We start from the raw sequence: 17327 nt of genomic DNA on the forward strand, positions 1-17327 counted from the left end.
GCGCAAGGGTACTCACGCATCCTTTGTCGGCGCGGCTCAGCGACCCCTTGAGGTCTTTGGTGAAAAGCACACGAAAGGGTGATCGGCACCCGCCAGCCAATTGACGCCTTATGGGCACAGAACGGGCATTTTCAATGGAGTTGTGAGTCTCAGCGGGGGCGGATTCCGCTCCACGATCACCAACGCACTCTGCTGCGAAGGCTCGTGAACAGATACGCGCAGAGAAGAACCGACAACGACAGGGTCAGCGCCGCGCCCACAGGATGCGTCACGACCCGCACCGCGGGGGCCACCCACCGGTCCGCCTCGTGCGGCCACTGCAACCAGGCCAGTTCCCTCAGCCGGCCTGGAAGTCCGCGCATCGAACGAGCGGTCGGCGCCTTCGGCATCACCTGGATGAACGGAACGATCAGCACGGGCACGGCGAGCACGGCGGCGACTCCCGCCGCCGTCACGCGGAAGATCCCGGCGGCCAGCAGTCCGGCCCAGGCGCAGCCGACCGTCAGGCCCGCCCAACTCACGGCCAGCGATACCGCGTTCGAAGGGGCCCGGACCAAGTCACCGCCGTACACGAGGCGAAGTGTTTCCGCCGAGGCCAGCACGACGAGCAGCGCCAGCAGCAGCGCGACGCCCGCCGACACGGCCAGCTTGGCGAGGAGAAGGCCGAGCCGACGGGGGACGGCCCCGCGGCCGGCGGCGAGCGCCGGGTAGCGGAACTCGTCGCCGAAGGAAAGGGCGCCGAGCAGCCCGGCGCCGAGCGCGGCGGGGGGCAGCGGCAACAGCGAAGGCCAGGCCGCCAGTACGTTCGGCAGCGGGGTGCGACCGTTGCGGGCGAGCAGGACGGAGAGAGCGGTCGAGGCGACCAGGGCGACGGCGACGATCAGGGTCGTGGTCCTGACGCCGAAGAGGCGCCGGAGTTCGTACCGCACCGGGCGCAGCGGTCCGCGGGCCGAGCGCCGCCTGATCGGTGGCGGCAACGGTGCCCTGGCGGCATTCACGGGCATGCGAACGGCGGCCTTCGTGCCGTCTGCGGCGGCCTCCGGTGCGGCGCCGCTCTTCTCGGCGGCGCTCGCAGCGCAAGGAGCGCCCACGTGTGCGGCGCCGCCACGGGCGTCCCTGGGGAGACGGTCCCCGGGGCGGCCGGGGGCCGCGACGGAATCGGCGGGGTGGGCGGGGTCGGCGGAACGAACGGTGCCGGCGGGGCGGGCAGGGCGGGCGGGGCCTGTGTCGCCGACCTCGTCGGCGAGCTGATGCACGGGAAGCCCGTGGCGGAACGCCGTGTCACCGATCTCCGCGCAGCTGCTTCCGTAGACGGAGAGGTGGTTGCTGCTCGCCTCGGTGACGACCTCGACGGAGCGCCGGGCGGCTCGCGCCTCGCGCCGGACGATGGCGGCGAGGCGGGCGGCGTGCGGGGAACGGACCGCGACGCGAGGACGCAGACGCGTGCGGGAGAAGTCCCTGCCCTCCTGGTCCGCGACAAGGCGCCCGGCGTCGATGGTCACCACATGACCGGCCGTCCGGGCGGCCTCCTTGGGATCCTCCGTGGTGTAGAGGACGGTGCCGCCCCGATCGGCATGGTCTCTGAGCATGCCGTGCAGCCAGTCCGCCTCGGGTGCGCTGAGGCCTTCGGCGGGTTCGTCGAGGATCAGCGTGTGCGGGTCGGCGAGCAGTGCGGAAGCGAGTGCCAGTCTGCGGTCCATGCCGAGGGAGAGCGTGCCGATGCGCTGGTCCCCCAGCCCGGCGAGGCCCACGGCGTCGAGCAGGTCGTCGGCTCTGGACGCAGACACCCCGGCTGCGGCGCAGAGCATGCGCAGCTGTCCCCTGGCGGTGCGGGAGGGGTGCCCCGGCACGTCTCCGAGCAGCACGCCCACCTCCCGGGCCGGCTGGGCGACGCGATGCAGGGGCCTGCCACGGAAGTAGGTGATGCCACGTCCCGGCTCGAGTTCGAGCATCAGCCGCAGAGCCGAGGTCTTGCCGGAACCGGCTGGGCCCAGCAGTGCGGTCACGCAGCCGGATCCTGCTTCGAACGTGAGGTCGTTCACCGCGGGCGGTCGTCCGCGGTGGCGGGTGCTGGTGAGTCCGATGGCCTGGAGCATCGCTTCTCTCGCAGAAGGTGAGGCCGCTCGACGGCAGAAGGTACCGCAGCAAGATAACCCGACATATCGGGCTTTTTGCGCAAGGTCGTCTCCACGGCGTTCCGGCTGGCATGGGCGAACGGGGCCTGCAGGGCACTGCCTCAAGGCCAGACTCCGGGCGTCGGCCTGACAGGGCCGAGTTCCGGACGGGCCGACCCTGCGCTGAGCCGCCCGGCCTGAGCCGCCCGGCCTGAGCTGTCGGATCTGAGCTGCTAGGCCGGAGCTGTCGGACCTCAGCTGCCGGGCCTGAGCTGTCGGGCCTGAGCTGTCGGGCCTGAGCTGTCGGGCCTGAGCTGTCGGATCTCGCGGCTGAGACCTCAGACTTCAGCCGCGAGCGCCCGCCGACGGGGCAGAGCCCGGGCGGTCAGGCGTCGACAGTCAGGCCTCGGTGGTCAGACGTCGGAGGCCGAGCCCCGGCGGTCAGGCCTCAACGGTCGAACAACGGAAACCGGGCGTCGGCGACCAGACCCCGGCGGTCGGACCCCGGCGGTCAGGCCCGGCGGCCAGGCCGCCGGCGGTCGGACCTCGGACTCCAGTCCACCGCGGTCAGACCTCGGGCCGCAGCATCGGCGGATTCAGCACAGTGGCCGAACCCGATCGGAACAACTGGGCAGGGCGGCCACCCTGCCTGGTGGTCGTGCCGCCGGCGGGCACCAGGAAGCCGGGCGTACCCGTCACCTTGCGATGGAAGTTCCTCGGATCGAGCACGACGCCCCACACCGCCTCGTACACCCGGCGCAGCTCGCCGACCGTGAACGCGGGCGGGCAGAACGCGGTGGCCAGGGAGGAGTACTCGATCTTGGAGCGGGCCCGCTCCACACCGTCGGCGAGGATCCGGGCGTGGTCGAAGGCCAACGGCGCCTGTTGTTCACCGTCCCGCCCATAGCTCCCCTCCGGCCCGAGCAGGTCCTCGACGGGTGCCCACCGCGCACTGTTCGCGTCCCCGCCCGCCCGCGGAGCGGGCAGATCAGGCGCCAACGCGAGATGGGCGACGCTGACCACCCTCATGCGCGGGTCGCGCGCGGGGTCCCCGTACGTGGCGAGTTGTTCGAGGTGCGCTCCGTTGCCGACCGCCGGGGCCGCCGGGTCGTGTGCACACAACCCGGTCTCCTCCACGAGCTCGCGCGCCGCCGCGGCACCGAGGTCCTCATCGGCCCTGACGAAACCGCCGGGCAGCGCCCACCTGCCCTGGAACGGTGTCTCACCCCGGCGTACCACCAGAGCGCAGAGCGCGTGACGGCGCACCGTGAGCACGACCAGGTCGACGGTGACAGCGAAGGGCGGGAAGGTCGACGGGTCGTAGGGCGGCATGCCGTGATCATAGTCGTCTGCCTGACGATAAACACTCCCTTCGCGCTGCTGTTCGTCGGTCACTGCACTCGACGAGACCGATGGCGCGGTGCCGCGAACCGGCACCGCACGCTCTCATCGCCCGGTCCTCGTGCCCCGTCGGTCCTGAGTGCGCGGCTGTCCGGGCCGGCGTCGGCCCGGCCCCGAGCCAGGACGGGTCGCGCCGGGCCGCGCCCGGCGCTGCCTGGCCAGTTGGGCCCGAACGGAACGGGCCCCCGCGACCCGTCCCGTAGCGTGACCCCGCCGCGCCGTCCGGCTGCCGCGCTCACCGCGCAGGCAGCGTCGCAGCGTCTCCGGATCGAGCCCCTGGTTGCAGGCCTCGTGCAACAGCTGGGCGAAGGTGTAGCCGGGGTCCAGTCGCAGCGCCAGGCCCAGAGCCACCCTCGCCGCCGGCTCGTCACCCGTGGACCACGAGACCCAGCCCGCCAGGGTGAGCGGCGCCGCCGCATGCTCCTGGTACGGCGGGACACAACGGCGCGCCAGCGCCCGCCACAACCGCAGTGCGGACTCCGCCTCGGGCCCTTCCATCCACTCTGCGGCCCTGTCCCGGGTCTCCCGGTCCTGGAGCCCCAGAATCACCTCGGCCGCCTCCTCGTGGCTGATCAGCCGGTCGTCGTTGAGGTCGGACAGTGACGGCGTTGCCGCAGGGGCCCGTTCGAGGCGCTTCATGAGCCGTCGGGCAAGCTTCAGGGTCGTGCCGCCGACCTCCCTGCGGCTCTCCTGGTCGAGGAGTTTCGGCACCAGCGCCGCCCCGGCCGAGTCCAGAGCCCGTTGCTGCTCGCGGCCTCCCGCAGCCGACTGCGGCGCCAGCCTGGCCTCCATCTCGCGCAGCGACCCCCGCACCTGAATGCCGGCGTAGGTCGCTGCCGCAGCCATCACGGAGGTGCCGGGCATGGTCAGCTGATTTCCCTCGGCCGGGCAGCAGCGGGCGTCGGGGCAGACGTACGACCAGAACCTGCCGTCGGAGATGCAGAGCGCTTCGAGCACCGGCACGTCCAGCGCCCCACAGGCGGTCCGCAGCCGCTGGGCGAAGGGCCGCAGCCGTTCCATGGTCTGATGGCCCGTTTCCCCTTCGGCCGGATCCTGGCAGAGGAAGATCACGATCGCGTCGGGTCGCCCGCCGCGCCGCTCGCTCCCCTTGATCAGGCACTCGGCCAGCTGCTCGGCCACCGATGGCCACTCGTGCGCGGCCTGCGGGATACCCAGCCTCAAGCGCCCGCCGAAACGGCCTCGGCCGCCGTGCAGGGCGACCATGACCACGCTGTCGTTCGGATGGAATCCCATGAGGTACGGGAGGGCGTCGGCCAGCTCGGCGGGCCCTCGCAGGGTGATCTGCTGCTCGTCGGACGGTCCGGTGGATTCGTGGTGCGTGTTCATGGGACGACCGTCTCCCGTCGGGACACATTCCGCTACCCCCTGTGGATAACTTATCCACAGGGAGTGACCAGTCGTTGGCGTTTTACCGTGCGCGTCGGGTTGCATGGGGGTATGCCACACGCGCCCACAGTCGCCTGTGGCGTCGGCCCGGTTTCGCCACCCCGTTGATCCACATCCATAGTGGGTAGGCGAGGCGGCATGGCTGAAGTGGTAGAGGCTGGGCTGTGGGGGCTGGTGGCGGGTTCGGCGCTGCTGGTCGGTGCTGCGCTGGGATACGGGCTGCGGGTGCCGCCCAAGGTGATCGCGACCGTGATGGCCTTCGGGGCCGGAGTGCTGATCTCAGCGGTGTCCTTCGAGCTGGTCGGGGAGGCGTACGAGCAGGCGGGACTTGCTCCTGCGGTCGTCGGCACCCTCATCGGCGCCCTGGCCTACACCGGGGGCAACGTGTGGCTCGCCGGCCGGGGTGCCCGGCACCGCAAGCGCTCCGGTCACGAGCGGGGGCAGGCGCAGCCCTCGGAGGTGGAGCAGGGTGGGTCCGGAACGGCGCTCGCGCTCGGGGCTCTGCTCGACGGGGTGCCGGAGTCCGCCGTGATCGGGGTCAGCCTTCTCCATGGCGGCGCGGTCAGCCTGGTGACGGTGGCTGCGGTGTTCATCAGCAACGTGCCCGAGGGACTGTCCAGTTCGGCGGGGATGAAGAAGGCGGGGCGCACCAAGGGATATGTCTTCGGTGTCTGGGCGGCGATCGCGGCAGCCAGCACGGTGTCGGCCGTCCTCGGATACACGGTGGTCGGGTCCTTCTCTCCGTCCGTGATCGCCGCGGTGACCGCGGTAGCGGCGGGGGCGATTCTCGCCATGATCGCCGACACGATGATTCCCGAAGCGTTCGAGGACGCTCACCTGGCCATCGGACTGATCACGGTGTGCGGCTTCCTGGTCTCCTTCGCCCTCTCCCACGCTTGACCGCTGGGATGAGGGAAGCGCGTGGACCGTCCAGAGGCGCCGCGCGGGACAGGCGGGGCACAGGGACGACGCCACCGGGCCGACGCCAGGGGGAACGCTGCTGGGAACGAGCTGGCAGAAAGACGATCACGGCGCCGCGCAAGCCCGGGACTTCACTCGGCGCCACAGCCCGCGGCTGGACCGAGACGGCGTGTGGGGCGGGTCAGCGTCTGGGGCCGGGTCGGCAGCTGGTCCTGTGTCGTCGGCCCTGGTCGATGGCCGTGAGGGCGCCCACAACGGCGCATCTGTTTGTTCTGGTGGGGCAGTTGCTGTGCCATGGAGTGGACGGGTTGGGCGACAGGGGTGGTCCGTCGTCATGGCGGGGCTGCTGTGCGGGCGGTCCGGCGGGCGTGGACGGAGCCGGGCCGTGAACGCGATCTGACGGTACAGGTCGGCAAGGCGGCGCTGGCCGCCTGTGTGGCGTGGGCGGTGGCGGGCTGGTGGCTGCAGGCTCCGATGGCGTTCGTCGCTCCGTGGGTGGCGGTGGTGCTGGTGGAGTCGACGGTGTACCGGTCGCTCGCGCACGGTCTGCAGCAGGTCGCGGCGATCGCCGTGGGCACGGCGGTCGCGACGGGCGTCGCGCTGGTGCTGGACAGCACGATGGTGACGATGGCCGTGGTGCTTCCGGCGGTGTTGCTGCTGGGCCAGTGGCGGCGCCTGGGGAGCCAGGGCATCTACGCCGCCACTGGCGCGCTGTTCGTCCTGACCGGCGGACAGGTCTCCCTGGCCACGTCCGGGGCGCGCATCGCGGAGGCGGTCTTCGGAGCGGTGGTCGGCATCGCGGTCAACGCGCTGGTCCGGCCTCCCCTGTATCTGCGTGACACCCGCGCCGCCCTGCAGGACGCGGCGTGCGAGGCGCAGGACATCCTGGAAGCGGTGGCGAAGGGGCTGGACGTCGGTGAGTGGGACAGTCCCGCGGCCGCGGAGTGGCATGAACGGGCGCTGCGGCTGGGACGCCTGGTCGAGCAGGCCCGTTCCGCGATCGGCTGGAGCCGCGAGAGCATGCGGGGCAACCACCGCGGGCGCCGTACGGGTGCCGTCTTCCCGCCCGGCAAGGCGTACGACGACGCGCTGACCGTACTGGACCATGTCGCCGTGCACACCGCAGGCGTGACACGCACCGTGCTGGAGACCGCGAGCCACGCCGACGAAGCAGCCCACCACGGCCCGCGGAGCACCGGCCCCTACGCCGACTTCCTGCACCACACCGCCCGTGCGATCGGCCTCTACGGCGAGACCCGGTTCGCAGGTACCGGCACGTCGCAGCCCGCCGACGGGCTCCTGCACGAGGCCGTCGAGGACCTCGACCGAAGCCTCGACGAACTCCATCGGAAGCTGCCCGGCATCGTGCAGGACGATCCCGAGGCACTGGCGACCCACGGCGCGCTACTGGCACAGGCCCGCCGCCTTGCCGACCAACTCGTCCAGCACTGAACGTCCGCGCGGGCGGCGTCGGCAGGGGGGTCGCCTCACCACCGACGCCCGACGCCCGACGCCCGGCGCCCGGCGCCCGGCGACCGACGACCGGCGACCGGCGACCGACGCCGTATCCCGGCGTTCACAGCCAACCGTTGCGCTGAGAGCCCCTGCCGTCGTCCAGAGCAGGACAGGAAAGGACAGGAAAGGACAGAGCCCACCGGCCGGCGCATCCTGACCGCCAAGGGTCCCCCTCAAGCGCCCCGGCAGTCCACGCCAGCCTTCGACGGGGACCCGTCGCGGCCTATCCCGCCAGCGCGAGAACGAGCGGTAGCACTTGATCGGCTCCGGCCTGGCGCAGCAGGCGTGCACCCACCGCGAGGGTCCAGCCGGAGTCGGTGTAGTCGTCGACGAGCAGGACCGGGCCGGGGGTGTCGGCCAGGGCGGCGGCGAGTTCGTCAGGCACGGTGAACGAGTCGGCCAGGGCGCGCAGACGCTGGGCGGAGTTGCTGCGGTGGGCGGCGTGCTCGTCGGCGTGCGGCGTATAGGCCAGGCTGCCCAGCAGCGGGAGCCTGCCCACACGGGCCACTCCCTGGGCCAGGGAGGTGACCAGCTGGGGGCGGGTGCGTGAGGGCATGGCGACGATCCCCACGGGGCGCGCCGGCGCGTCCGGCGCACCGCCGGCCCAGCCGTCCGACGAGCGGGCCCAGTCGGCCAGCACGGTCACCACGGCGTTCAGCACGTCGTCCGGGACGAGCCCGTCCGCCGCCTGGACCGACAGCAGGGGGCGCAGGCGATTGCCCCAGCCGATGTCCGACAGCCGACCCAGCGCACGCCCGGTCACCGCCTGCTGCCCTGCGGGGATACGGCCCTTGAGGTCCATGCCGACTGCGGCAAGGCCGGTCGGCCACATCTTGCGCGGCTCGACCTCCACCCCCGGCCGGTCCAGCTCACCCGTCGCCGCCGCGAGCGCCGCAGGAGAAACAGCCGCGTCCAGCCAGGGTCCGGCGCAGGTGTCGCAGCGACCGCACGGAACCGCTTTCTCGTCATCGAGCTGCCGCTGCAGGAACTCCATCCGGCACCCCGTGGTCGCCACGTAGTCCCGCATGGCCTGCTGCTCCGCCGCGCGCTGCTTCGCGACCCAGGCGTATCGCTCCGCGTCGTACGCCCACGGCTGCCCTGTCGCGGTCCAGCCGCCCTTCACGCGCTTGACCGCCCCGTCCACGTCCAGAACCTTCAGCATGGTCTCCAGGCGCGAGCGCCGAAGATCCACCAACGGCTCCAGCGCGGGCAGCGACAACGGACGGCCCGCCTGGCCCAGCACGTCGAGCGTGCGCCGCACCTGCTCCTCGGGCGGGAAGCCCACCGAGGCGAAATACGCCCAGATCGCCTCGTCCTCCTTGCCGGGCAGCAGCAGCACATCGGCGTGGTCCACGCCACGCCCCGCGCGCCCCACCTGCTGGTAGTACGCGATCGGCGACGACGGCGACCCCAGGTGCACCACGAAACCGAGGTCCGGCTTGTCGAAACCCATCCCGAGGGCGGAGGTCGCGACCAGGGCCTTCACCCGGTTCGCCAGCAGGTCCTCCTCCGCCTGCAACCGCTCGGCGTTCTCCGTCTTCCCCGTGTAGGAAGCCACCGGATATCCGCGTTGCCGCAAGAACGCGGCGACCTCCTCAGCCGCCGCCACTGTCAGCGTGTAGATGATCCCCGACCCCGGCAGATCACCCAGCCGCTCCCCCAGCCATGCCAGCCGATGGGCCGCGTTCGGCAGCTCCAGCACCCCTAGCCGAAGGCTCTCCCGGTCCAGGGGCCCCCGCAGTACCAGCGCGTCGCCGCCCCCCGTGCCCAGTTGCTCCGCCACGTCCGCCGTCACCCGGGCGTTCGCCGTCGCCGTCGTGGCCAGCACCGGAACTCCCGCCGGCAACTCCGCGAGCATGGTGCGCAGCCGCCGGTAGTCGGGGCGGAAGTCGTGGCCCCAGTCGGAAATACAGTGCGCCTCATCGACCACCAGCAGACCGGTCGTGGCCGCGAGCTTCGGCAGCACCTGATCACGGAAGTCCACGGAATTGAGACGTTCCGGACTCACGAGGAGGACATCGGTCTCACCGCGCTCCACCTCCCCGTAGATCGTCTCCCACTCCTCCGGGTTGGCCGAGTTGATCGTGCGCGCCTGGATACCCGCCCGCGCCGCCGACTCCACCTGGTTGCGCATCAACGCCAACAGCGGGGAGATGATCACCGTCGGACCCGCCCCACGCCGACGCAACAGCGCGGTGGCCACGAAGTACACGGCCGACTTGCCCCAGCCGGTCCGCTGCACGACCAGCGCGCGACGGCGCTCCTCGACCAGGGCCGCCACCGCCTGCCACTGGTCCTCCCGCAGTCGCGCCGGACCCCCGGGGGCACCGACCAGCTCAGCGAGAACGGCATCGGCTTCAGTGCGCAGCTCCAAGGTGTCCATACCCCCATGCAACCCGATGGCACTGACAATCAGCGAATCCACCCGCCGTGGCGGACGGGCTCACGAAGAGTGCGTCCGCACCACCGGAAACGAGGGCGTCCCGGGCCCATCACCTGGCCCTGACACCCTCCAAATCGGCGCGTTTCAGCAGGTCAGGCCCGCATGGCAGCCTGGTGTCAGTCCCCCAGGCGTTCCCGGCCCCGCCACCCCCGACCCCGTCGACGCGACCGTCCGCGTGACCGCGCTCGCCCCTCCTCTCCCCCGCCCACCACGGCTCGTCCAGGGACCAGAGCCGGCCGAGGCCCTCAGCGGCGACGGGGCCGCCCTGCTCGTGGACGATCTCTCGGACACCGGCCGGGCCCTGCGGTGGCGGCTGGGCCCTGCGGCGGGCCGGGTCGGATGGCGTGTTTCCGCTGGTCCTCGTCGTTCAGGCGTGACAGGGGCGTCATCCGGTGCCGGACTGGGCAGGGATATCCGTGTCATACCGGCTGATTACCGTCAGCTCCGCCAATTGCTCGTTGCCGCCTGCCGATACGCCAGGAAGAATTGGACTCGCTCCCCGCACGGTCTTCTTCGCGGGCCCGGAAGGGCTGTGCCGCGGCGCGCCCTCACCCGACCCTGCCCGCATCGTGGGCGCGTATGCGAAGGGAGGACCGTGACCTTCGGATTCGCTCCGTCCGCAGCCACTTCGATGTCGCCAGTCGCCGACCCCACCAACCGCCTTGCCAGAATCCTCGAACCGGCCGAGTGGGCGGCGGCGGGCATACCGCTGCTGCGCAGCCCGCGCGAGGTGGTCAGTGGGCTGCACGCACGGCACCGGCCGGCCCCGCAGACCGCAGTCGTCGCCGTGCTCGACCACGAGGAACGCCTCACGGCCAGTGCCTCGTTCGCCCGTCGTTCGGTGACGGCGGACGGCTGGGAGTTCCGCAACGCACTGCTGGCGCACCTGCGCCGGGTCATCCCGCACGATCTCCGCCGCCGTACCCCTGTCCGTACCGCGGTACTGCTCTACGCCCGCGAGGGGGACGAGCGTTGGACGGAGGAGGACGGGGCGTGGATGTGGGGGCTACGGGACGCGTGCACCCTGCACGGGCTGCGGTGCGGCGCGTACATCACGCTGACCCGCGGCGGCTGGCAGGTGCTCGGGGAGGGCCGCGGAGGCCGTCGCCCGAACTCCACGTCACCGCCGTCCGCCCTCGCCGACACCGCGCTGGACCCGGAAGCCGGGCCTCTGCGCACGGGAGGCGGCGCGGTCCAGGCGTTGCACCGCACCGCGGCGCGCTGAGCTGGGCCACCGCCCCGGTCTGTGGTGACCCGGCCGCCCACGAGAGCGGCCGGGTCACCACGGCCCGGCGGCGCAGCCCTCCCACAGCCGGGCCGCGCGCAGGATCGGTTCACCGCTGCGCCGAGCACGCCGAGCGCGTCATCGACGCCTGCGGCGCACCTGCCCACGCCGAGCGGATCATCGATCCGCTGCGGCCCGGACATCCGCACCGAGTCGCGCCGTCGGATCGTCTCCGGCTCAGACGCCCGCGCCGAGCACGGCGTTGATCCGCTGCGGGTCGCCGCAGACGATCAGCAGGGCTCCGGCGCGACCCCGCGCCGCCGACAGCGCACGCGTGGCGGCGGCGTCGTCGGCGTCGTTGACCGCGACGATCACCACCGGCCGTGCGGCCACCCGGTCCGCGGCCGCGGCACCGGCGAAGAACACGTCGTCGCCCGCTTCCTGCTGGGCCCAGTAAGCGGCCTCGCCGAAGGAGAGCTCGTGCGTCGCCCACGGGTGCTGTTCGCCGCTGGTGAGCACCAGGATGTCGCCGGGCGCGCGGCCGGAGTCGAGCAGCAGGTCCACCGCCTCGTCGGCCGCGTCGAGCGCGCCGTCGGGGACGGCGGGGATCACCTGGAGCTGGGGTGCGGAACGATTCTCCGGCGGGGCCGCCTGGGGCCGGCCGGAGGTGGAGTGCGGGCGCGGCGCCGGGGGCGCGGGCCTCGCGGGGCCGGGACCCGGACGACCGGGGCGCGGCATGGCCGCGGTACGCGGACCGGGTACGGGACGAGGGGTCGACGCGGGGCGGCCGATGGCCGGCGTGGCGCGGGGACCCTGGGCGCTCTCGTGAATCTGAGGCTCCTCGGGGATGAGAGGCATGGGTGGTTGTCTATCAAACGCCGACGCACGCGGCGTCAGCGGGTGGGTACATGTGCGCGATCAGAAGTCGAAGCCGAGCTGGCCCCCGCTTTCCAGTGCGGCCGCCTCGGCGGAGAAGCGGACCTTCTTGAGGTGCTGCCACCTGGGCAGCGCGTCGAGGTAGGACCACGAGAGGCGGTGGTGGGCCGTGGGGCCCCGCTCCTCAAGTGCGGCCCTGTGCACGGGGGACGGGTAGCCGGCGTTCGCGTCGAAGGCGAAGTCCGCGTACTCACCGCTGTCCGCGCCGAGTTCGGCCATCACGGCGTCCCTGCGGACCTTCGCGATCACCGAGGCAGCGGCGACCGCGACGCAGGACTGGTCGCCCTTGATGACCGTACGCACCTGCCAGGGCCGGCCCAGGTAGTCGTGCTTGCCGTCCAGGATCACCGCGTCGGGGCGCACCGGCAGCGCTTCCAGGGCTCGCACGGCGGCGAGCCGGAGCGCGGCGGTCATTCCGAGGTCGTCGATCTCCTGCGGTGAGGCGTCGCCGAGGGCGTACGCGGTGACCCAGCGCTCCAGCAACGGCGCGAGCTCCGCGCGGCGCTTGGGGCTGATCAGCTTGGAGTCGGTGAGACCGGCGGGAGGCTTGCGGAGGCCGGTGATCGCGGCACACACGGTGACCGGTCCCGCCCACGCTCCGCGTCCGACCTCGTCGACACCGGCGACGATCTTGGCACCGGTGGTGGCGCGCAGTGAGCGCTCGACGGTGTGCGTGGGTGGTTCGTACGGCATGGCGCCAGTCAGCCTACGCCGATGGGCGCGCCGAGAACACCCCGGGGCGCGCCCGGGTCACCGCCGCCCCGTCCCGGGGTGTCCTGAGGCAGCGCAGCCGGGTCGCCTCCGCCCCCACCGGCGCGTCCGTGGGCGGCGCACCCCGGTCGTCTCCGCGCCGCACCAGGACGCCGGAGAGGCCGTGCGGGGCGCCCCGCACGTGCGGGCGCAGCTGGGCGGGGCGGGAACTCAGCGGGGGCCGGCGCGGAAGAACGGCACCGCGACCTGGTCGATCAGATCGGCGATGTCCCCGTCGGTCCATTCGCTGCCGCACACCTTGGCGCGATACATCATCATCGCCGGGATGACGTCGAAGGCCAGTCCGCGCAGCGCGTCGGCGCGCACCTCACCGCGGCCGACCCCCCTGCTCACCACTTCCCTGATGAGGGCGGTCGTCGGCCCGATCACACCGCTGAGGATCACCGACTGGAACCGCTCAGCCGTGTCCGCATCGCATTCGTGAAGGACCGCACGCAGCGCGGAGCCCGACTTGGAGAGCATGGCGTCCCGGAGCCGGCAGCACAGCTGGTAGAGGTCCTCACGGATGTTCCCGTGGTCCGGCGCGTTACCGATCGTCGGCAGGGCGCTGCGCAGCGCGTCCGCGACCAGGTCCTCCTTGGAGGGCCATCGCCGGTAGATCGCGGCCTTGCCGGTCTGGGCGCCGGCCGCGACCCCCTCCATCGTCAGCCCGCTCCAGCCGACCGTACTCAGCCGCTCCAGTGCGGCATCGAGGATCGCGCGTTCCAGCACGGGTCCCCGGCGGCGCAGGGACACCACCGGCTGCCGGGCGGCGGCGGCCGATCGCGAAGTTGCCATGAGCTTCTCTCCATCGGAACAGGTCGGTACGCCCGCGCCGGCCGGCCGGTGCTCGGGACCGGGCGGGCAGTGGCGGGAGGGGCGCCTCAACGGGTCGGCACGGGACTGAGCAGGACCCGGCCGGGACGGTGGATCCGGGCACGGTGCGACGACGAAGAATTCAGTGAACGCTTGCGTTCACTGAAGGGGACTCACTAACGTTGACGCAACAGTGAACGGATCCGTTCACTAATTCACGTGTGGGGGACCCATAGTGACAACCTCTCAGTTAGAAAAACGCGGCGCACCGGGCGCGGCACGCCGGCAGGGACGCCCGGGGATCGCCCTGACCGTCATCGCCGCCTGTCAGTTGATGGTTGTGCTCGACTCGACAATCGTCAACATCGCCCTCCCGCACATCCAGCACGCGCTCAGCTTCTCGACCACCGATCTGTCCTGGGTCCTCAGCGCCTACACGCTCACCTTCGGGGGTCTGCTGCTGCTCGGGGGCAGGGCCGGTGACATCCTGGGCCGCCGCCGGGTCTTCATGACAGGCATCCTGGTCTTCACCCTGGCCTCGCTGCTCGGGGGATTCGCCCAGGAACCGTGGCAGTTGCTGGCAGCTCGCGCGCTCCAGGGCATCGGCGGCGCCATCGCCTCACCGACGTCGCTGGCCCTGATCACCACCACGTTCCCGGAAGGCCCCGAGCGCAACCGCGCCTTCGGCGTCTTCGCCGCGGTGTCCGCGGGCGGCGGGGCGATAGGCCTGCTGGCCGGCGGTCTGCTCACCGAATGGCTCGACTGGCGCTGGGTCTTCTTCGTCAACGTGCCGATCGGTGTGCTGATCGCCGTGCTGGCACCGCTGTACATCAACGAGTCCGAGAAGCACCCGGGCCGCTTCGACATCTCGGGCGCCCTGACCTCGACCCTCGGCATGGCCTCGCTCGTGTACGGATTCATCCGGGCCTCGGAGGAGGGCTGGCGGGACTCGCTGACCCTCGGCTCGTTCGGCGCGGCCGTGATCCTCCTGGCGTCGTTCGTCCTCATCGAGATGCGGGCCAGGGAACCGATCACTCCGCTGCGGATGTTCGCCGACCGCAACCGTTCCGGCACGTACGTGATCATGCTCAGCCTGGCCGCGGCCATGTTCGGCATGTTCTTCTTCATCGTGCTGTTCGTGCAGAACGTGCTGGAGTACAGCCCCATCGAGTCGGGGCTGGCGTTCCTGCCCGTGACCGTCGCCATCATCGTGGGCGCGGCACTGTCGCAGCGGTTCCTTCCGGTGCTCGGACCGAAACCGTTCATGGTCACGGGATCGGCGTTCACCGGAGTGGGCCTGGTCTGGCTCACGTTCATCTCGCCGGACAGCTCCTACCTGTCCGGGGTGCTGGGTCCGATGCTCGTGTTCGGCTTCGGCATGGGGCTGAACTTCGTGACGCTGACGCTGACGGCGGTCTCCGGAGTCGCCCAGCACGAGGCCGGGGCGGCCTCCAGCCTGCTCAACGCGAGCCAGCAGGTGGGCGGTTCCCTGGGACTCTCCATCCTGGTCACGGTCTTCGGAACGGCGAGCCGCACCGAAGCGGAGAAGCAGGTGCCCCAGTTCCTGGCGCAGGCGTCCCCGGAACAGAAGGCGGAGTTCGCCAAGACGCAGGAACTGCCCGGGGGCTGGGGCCACGCCGTGCTCGCCCAGGGCATCTCGACCGCGTTCCTCGCCGCGGTGGCCATGGCGGCCCTCGCCCTGCTGACCGCGCTGCTGGTGGTCCGGGTGCGCAAGAGCGATCTGGAGGCGCTGAGCGGAAAGGCGTCGGCGGGAGGACCGGTCGCGTAGCGTGCGGCCGCCGCACGGACGCCGGCCGACGGACGCGGCAGCGACGGAAGCCGCACCCACGGAAACGGGCCGCCCTCGAGGGCGGCCCGCAACCGGTGGTTCGATACGGAGTCCCGGGGCGCGATACGAAGACCCCCCGGCGGCGCAATGCGGGGGCTCCAGGGCGCGATACGGAGACACCGGTGGTGCGCTACGGGGATCAGTACGGGTCGTAAGGGTCGTACGGTTCGTCCACGTCGCCGCGTTCGCTGCCGTTCTCCCCCGAGCCCAGCCCTTCGCAGTCGCGGGTGCGGTAGCCGGGATCCCAGTCCCCGAGGATGTCCCGGGCCCTCGCCTCGCCCCAACTCGTGGCGTACCACGGCTCGTCGGAGCTCCGCAGCGTTCGCTGGATCTCTTCCAGGGCGCAGGAGCGCAGAGGTTCGGGGAGGGTGTCGAGGGCGGGTACGGCGTCGGCCGAGAGGCCGCGCAGGTACTCGATGTCGATCGAGTGGTCGCTGCGGTAGCGCTGGACGTTCTGTTCCGCGATCAGGCCGTCGGGCGAGGCCAGCCCGAACGCCAGGACGCCGACGGCCGCGCTCGCCGCGACGGCTCGCGGCAGCAACGCCGCGCCGAACGCGCCGGCCGCCATGATCAGCACGAGAACCACGCCCAGCCACAGTTCGACCGCTGCCACGGAGATCCTCAGCCTGGTCAGGCCGTAGGCATCGACGTAGAGGTCCATGCGTCGCAGTGCGGAGGCGACGACGACGAGCGTGAGCAGGCACAGAGTTCCGAGGACGGCGCGTACGAGCGTACGGTCGCGTGCTCCACCGCGCGGCGCCCAGCGCAGCGCGAGCGCGATGACCAGCAGGGTGAGCAGCGTGGCCCAGAGCAGCTGCCAGAACCCCTCGCGGGCGTACTGGGAGTAGCTGAGACGGGTCTCGGCCATCACCTTGTCGTATCCGCCGAGCAGCACCGTGAGCTGAATGGCGAGGAAGGCGGCGAAGAGCAGGTTCAGGACGACCAGCGGCAGGGCCCACTCCAGGCGTCCGCGCGCCCGGCCCGGGCGTACCGTCAGACCGTCCCAGCGCACGGGGGCGGCGGCCGTGTACGCGGCGGCGAGCGCACCGGCCACGCCGAGCACGGCCAGGAGCAACCGCCACGGGCCGTCACCGACGGACACGTCGGGGATCAGGCTGCCCAGTACGTCGGCGAAGGCGGCGTCCGCGCTCGCGAAGAGCGCCCCGAACACGAGGAGCAGAACGACCGCCACGGCCGAGGACCGGAAGAGCACACCCCAGCGGCCCCGGGAGTCCGACATCCGGGCGCGTACGCCGCGGGCACCCCAGCCCAGCGATTCCGCGACGGAGGTGAGCAGGCCCAGCGAGCCGAAGAAGATGCCGAGCCAGCTGCGGCTGCCGTGCAGCGCGAGGGAGCCGAGGGCGAACGCGGACACGATGGCGAGGAAGCTCGGCCAGCCGGCGTCACGGAGCGCCGGGACGACCAGCAGGGCCAGCCCGCCCCCGGCCCAGACAGCGGTCCAGGGGCGCAGCCGGCGGCCGGCCGCCCGGGCGGTGAAGTACGCCGCGAGTGATGCGGGGACCGCCACGACGAGCAGGTTCAGGCCGATGCCCTCGCCGAGCAGCAGGGCACTGAGCAGTCCGGTCGCGAGTACGGCCCACAGCGTGGCGCCGGGGATGCTTCCCGGCCTGACCGGGCGGAGCCGCGAGAGCTCCGAGGGCGCCTGCTTGTTCTGTCCCCGCGGGCCGGGCTGCGGCGACCGAGCCTGCTGCGCGTAGGCGGGGACCGTCGGGGGCTGCGGGACCTCAGGTGCCGGACGCCGCGTTTCCGTGCCGCGGGGCTGCGGGACCCCAGCCGTCACGGGCACCTGCGCGTCCCCGTCCGACCGCGAGACCCCAGCCGTCACGGGCGTCCGCGCGTCCCCGTCCGACCGCGAGACCCCAGCCGTCACGGGCGTCCGCGCGTCCCCGTCCGACCGCGAGACCCCAGCCGTCACGGGCGTCCGCGCGG

At 72.1% G+C, this 17327-nt stretch carries 12 protein-coding genes; 4 read left to right on the plus strand and 8 right to left on the minus strand.

Annotated elements, in window-relative coordinates; translation table 11 throughout:
• Window positions 1–176: 176 nt before the first annotated feature.
• The 3 genes from ABZ454_RS15565 to ABZ454_RS15575 all read right to left on the minus strand — a co-directional run bounded on the left by ABZ454_RS15565 (window position 177) and on the right by ABZ454_RS15575 (window position 4862).
• Window positions 177–2096 carry an ATP-binding cassette domain-containing protein gene (locus ABZ454_RS15565; protein ID WP_359538279.1) on the minus strand — a complete coding sequence of 640 codons (1920 nt, stop codon included), beginning with the start codon at window positions 2094–2096 and terminating at the stop codon, window positions 177–179.
• A gap of 585 nt (window positions 2097–2681) precedes the next feature.
• Entirely contained in the window at window positions 2682–3446 is a 765-nt protein-coding gene (locus tag ABZ454_RS15570) for an NUDIX domain-containing protein (protein WP_356318211.1), read from the minus strand.
• Between the two features lie 114 nt (window positions 3447–3560).
• Complete coding sequence (locus ABZ454_RS15575; protein WP_359538281.1) at window positions 3561–4862, minus strand: DUF4192 domain-containing protein; 1302 nt, start codon at window positions 4860–4862, stop codon at window positions 3561–3563.
• Between the two features lie 198 nt (window positions 4863–5060).
• Here ABZ454_RS15575 and ABZ454_RS15580 point away from each other — a divergent pair, with 198 nt between their 5' ends.
• Both ABZ454_RS15580 and ABZ454_RS15585 read left to right on the plus strand, forming a co-directional pair.
• Window positions 5061–5822 (plus strand): ZIP family zinc transporter, encoded by a 762-nt coding sequence (locus tag ABZ454_RS15580; RefSeq protein WP_356318207.1) that lies wholly within the window; start codon window positions 5061–5063, stop codon window positions 5820–5822.
• 315 nt (window positions 5823–6137) lie between these two features.
• A complete protein-coding gene (locus tag ABZ454_RS15585) occupies window positions 6138–7295 on the plus strand; it encodes an aromatic acid exporter family protein (RefSeq protein WP_356318205.1) in 1158 nt (385 codons plus the stop codon).
• A 286-nt stretch (window positions 7296–7581) separates the two neighbouring features.
• Here ABZ454_RS15585 and ABZ454_RS15590 read toward each other — a convergent pair whose 3' ends face one another.
• Window positions 7582–9741 (minus strand): RecQ family ATP-dependent DNA helicase, encoded by a 2160-nt coding sequence (locus tag ABZ454_RS15590; RefSeq protein ID WP_356318203.1) that lies wholly within the window; start codon window positions 9739–9741, stop codon window positions 7582–7584.
• 655 nt (window positions 9742–10396) lie between these two features.
• Between ABZ454_RS15590 and ABZ454_RS15595 the strand changes: the two genes are divergently transcribed.
• Entirely contained in the window at window positions 10397–11026 is a 630-nt protein-coding gene (locus tag ABZ454_RS15595; protein ID WP_356318202.1) for a hypothetical protein, read from the plus strand.
• 237 nt (window positions 11027–11263) lie between these two features.
• Here the strand turns inward: ABZ454_RS15595 and ABZ454_RS15600 are convergent, their stop codons facing one another.
• The 3 genes from ABZ454_RS15600 to ABZ454_RS15610 form a co-directional block, all read right to left on the minus strand.
• Window positions 11264–11884, minus strand: a complete 621-nt coding sequence (locus tag ABZ454_RS15600; protein WP_359538284.1) for a hypothetical protein — start codon at window positions 11882–11884, stop codon at window positions 11264–11266.
• 60 nt (window positions 11885–11944) lie between these two features.
• On the minus strand, window positions 11945–12655 hold the full coding sequence (locus ABZ454_RS15605) for a ribonuclease HII (protein ID WP_359538286.1): 711 nt from the start codon (window positions 12653–12655) through the stop codon (window positions 11945–11947).
• 228 nt (window positions 12656–12883) lie between these two features.
• On the minus strand, window positions 12884–13510 hold the full coding sequence (locus ABZ454_RS15610) for a TetR/AcrR family transcriptional regulator (protein WP_356324574.1): 627 nt from the start codon (window positions 13508–13510) through the stop codon (window positions 12884–12886).
• Window positions 13511–13763: 253 nt separating this feature from the next.
• Here ABZ454_RS15610 and ABZ454_RS15615 point away from each other — a divergent pair, with 253 nt between their 5' ends.
• Window positions 13764–15317 (plus strand): MFS transporter, encoded by a 1554-nt coding sequence (locus tag ABZ454_RS15615; RefSeq protein WP_356324576.1) that lies wholly within the window; start codon window positions 13764–13766, stop codon window positions 15315–15317.
• Window positions 15318–15516: 199 nt separating this feature from the next.
• Here the strand turns inward: ABZ454_RS15615 and ABZ454_RS15620 are convergent, their stop codons facing one another.
• Window positions 15517–16995 carry a DUF4153 domain-containing protein gene (locus tag ABZ454_RS15620; protein WP_359538376.1) on the minus strand — a complete coding sequence of 493 codons (1479 nt, stop codon included), beginning with the start codon at window positions 16993–16995 and terminating at the stop codon, window positions 15517–15519.
• Window positions 16996–17327: the final 332 nt, after the last annotated feature.

The organism is Streptomyces sp. NPDC005803, assembly GCF_040630435.1.
Lineage (GTDB): Bacteria > Actinomycetota > Actinomycetes > Streptomycetales > Streptomycetaceae > Streptomyces.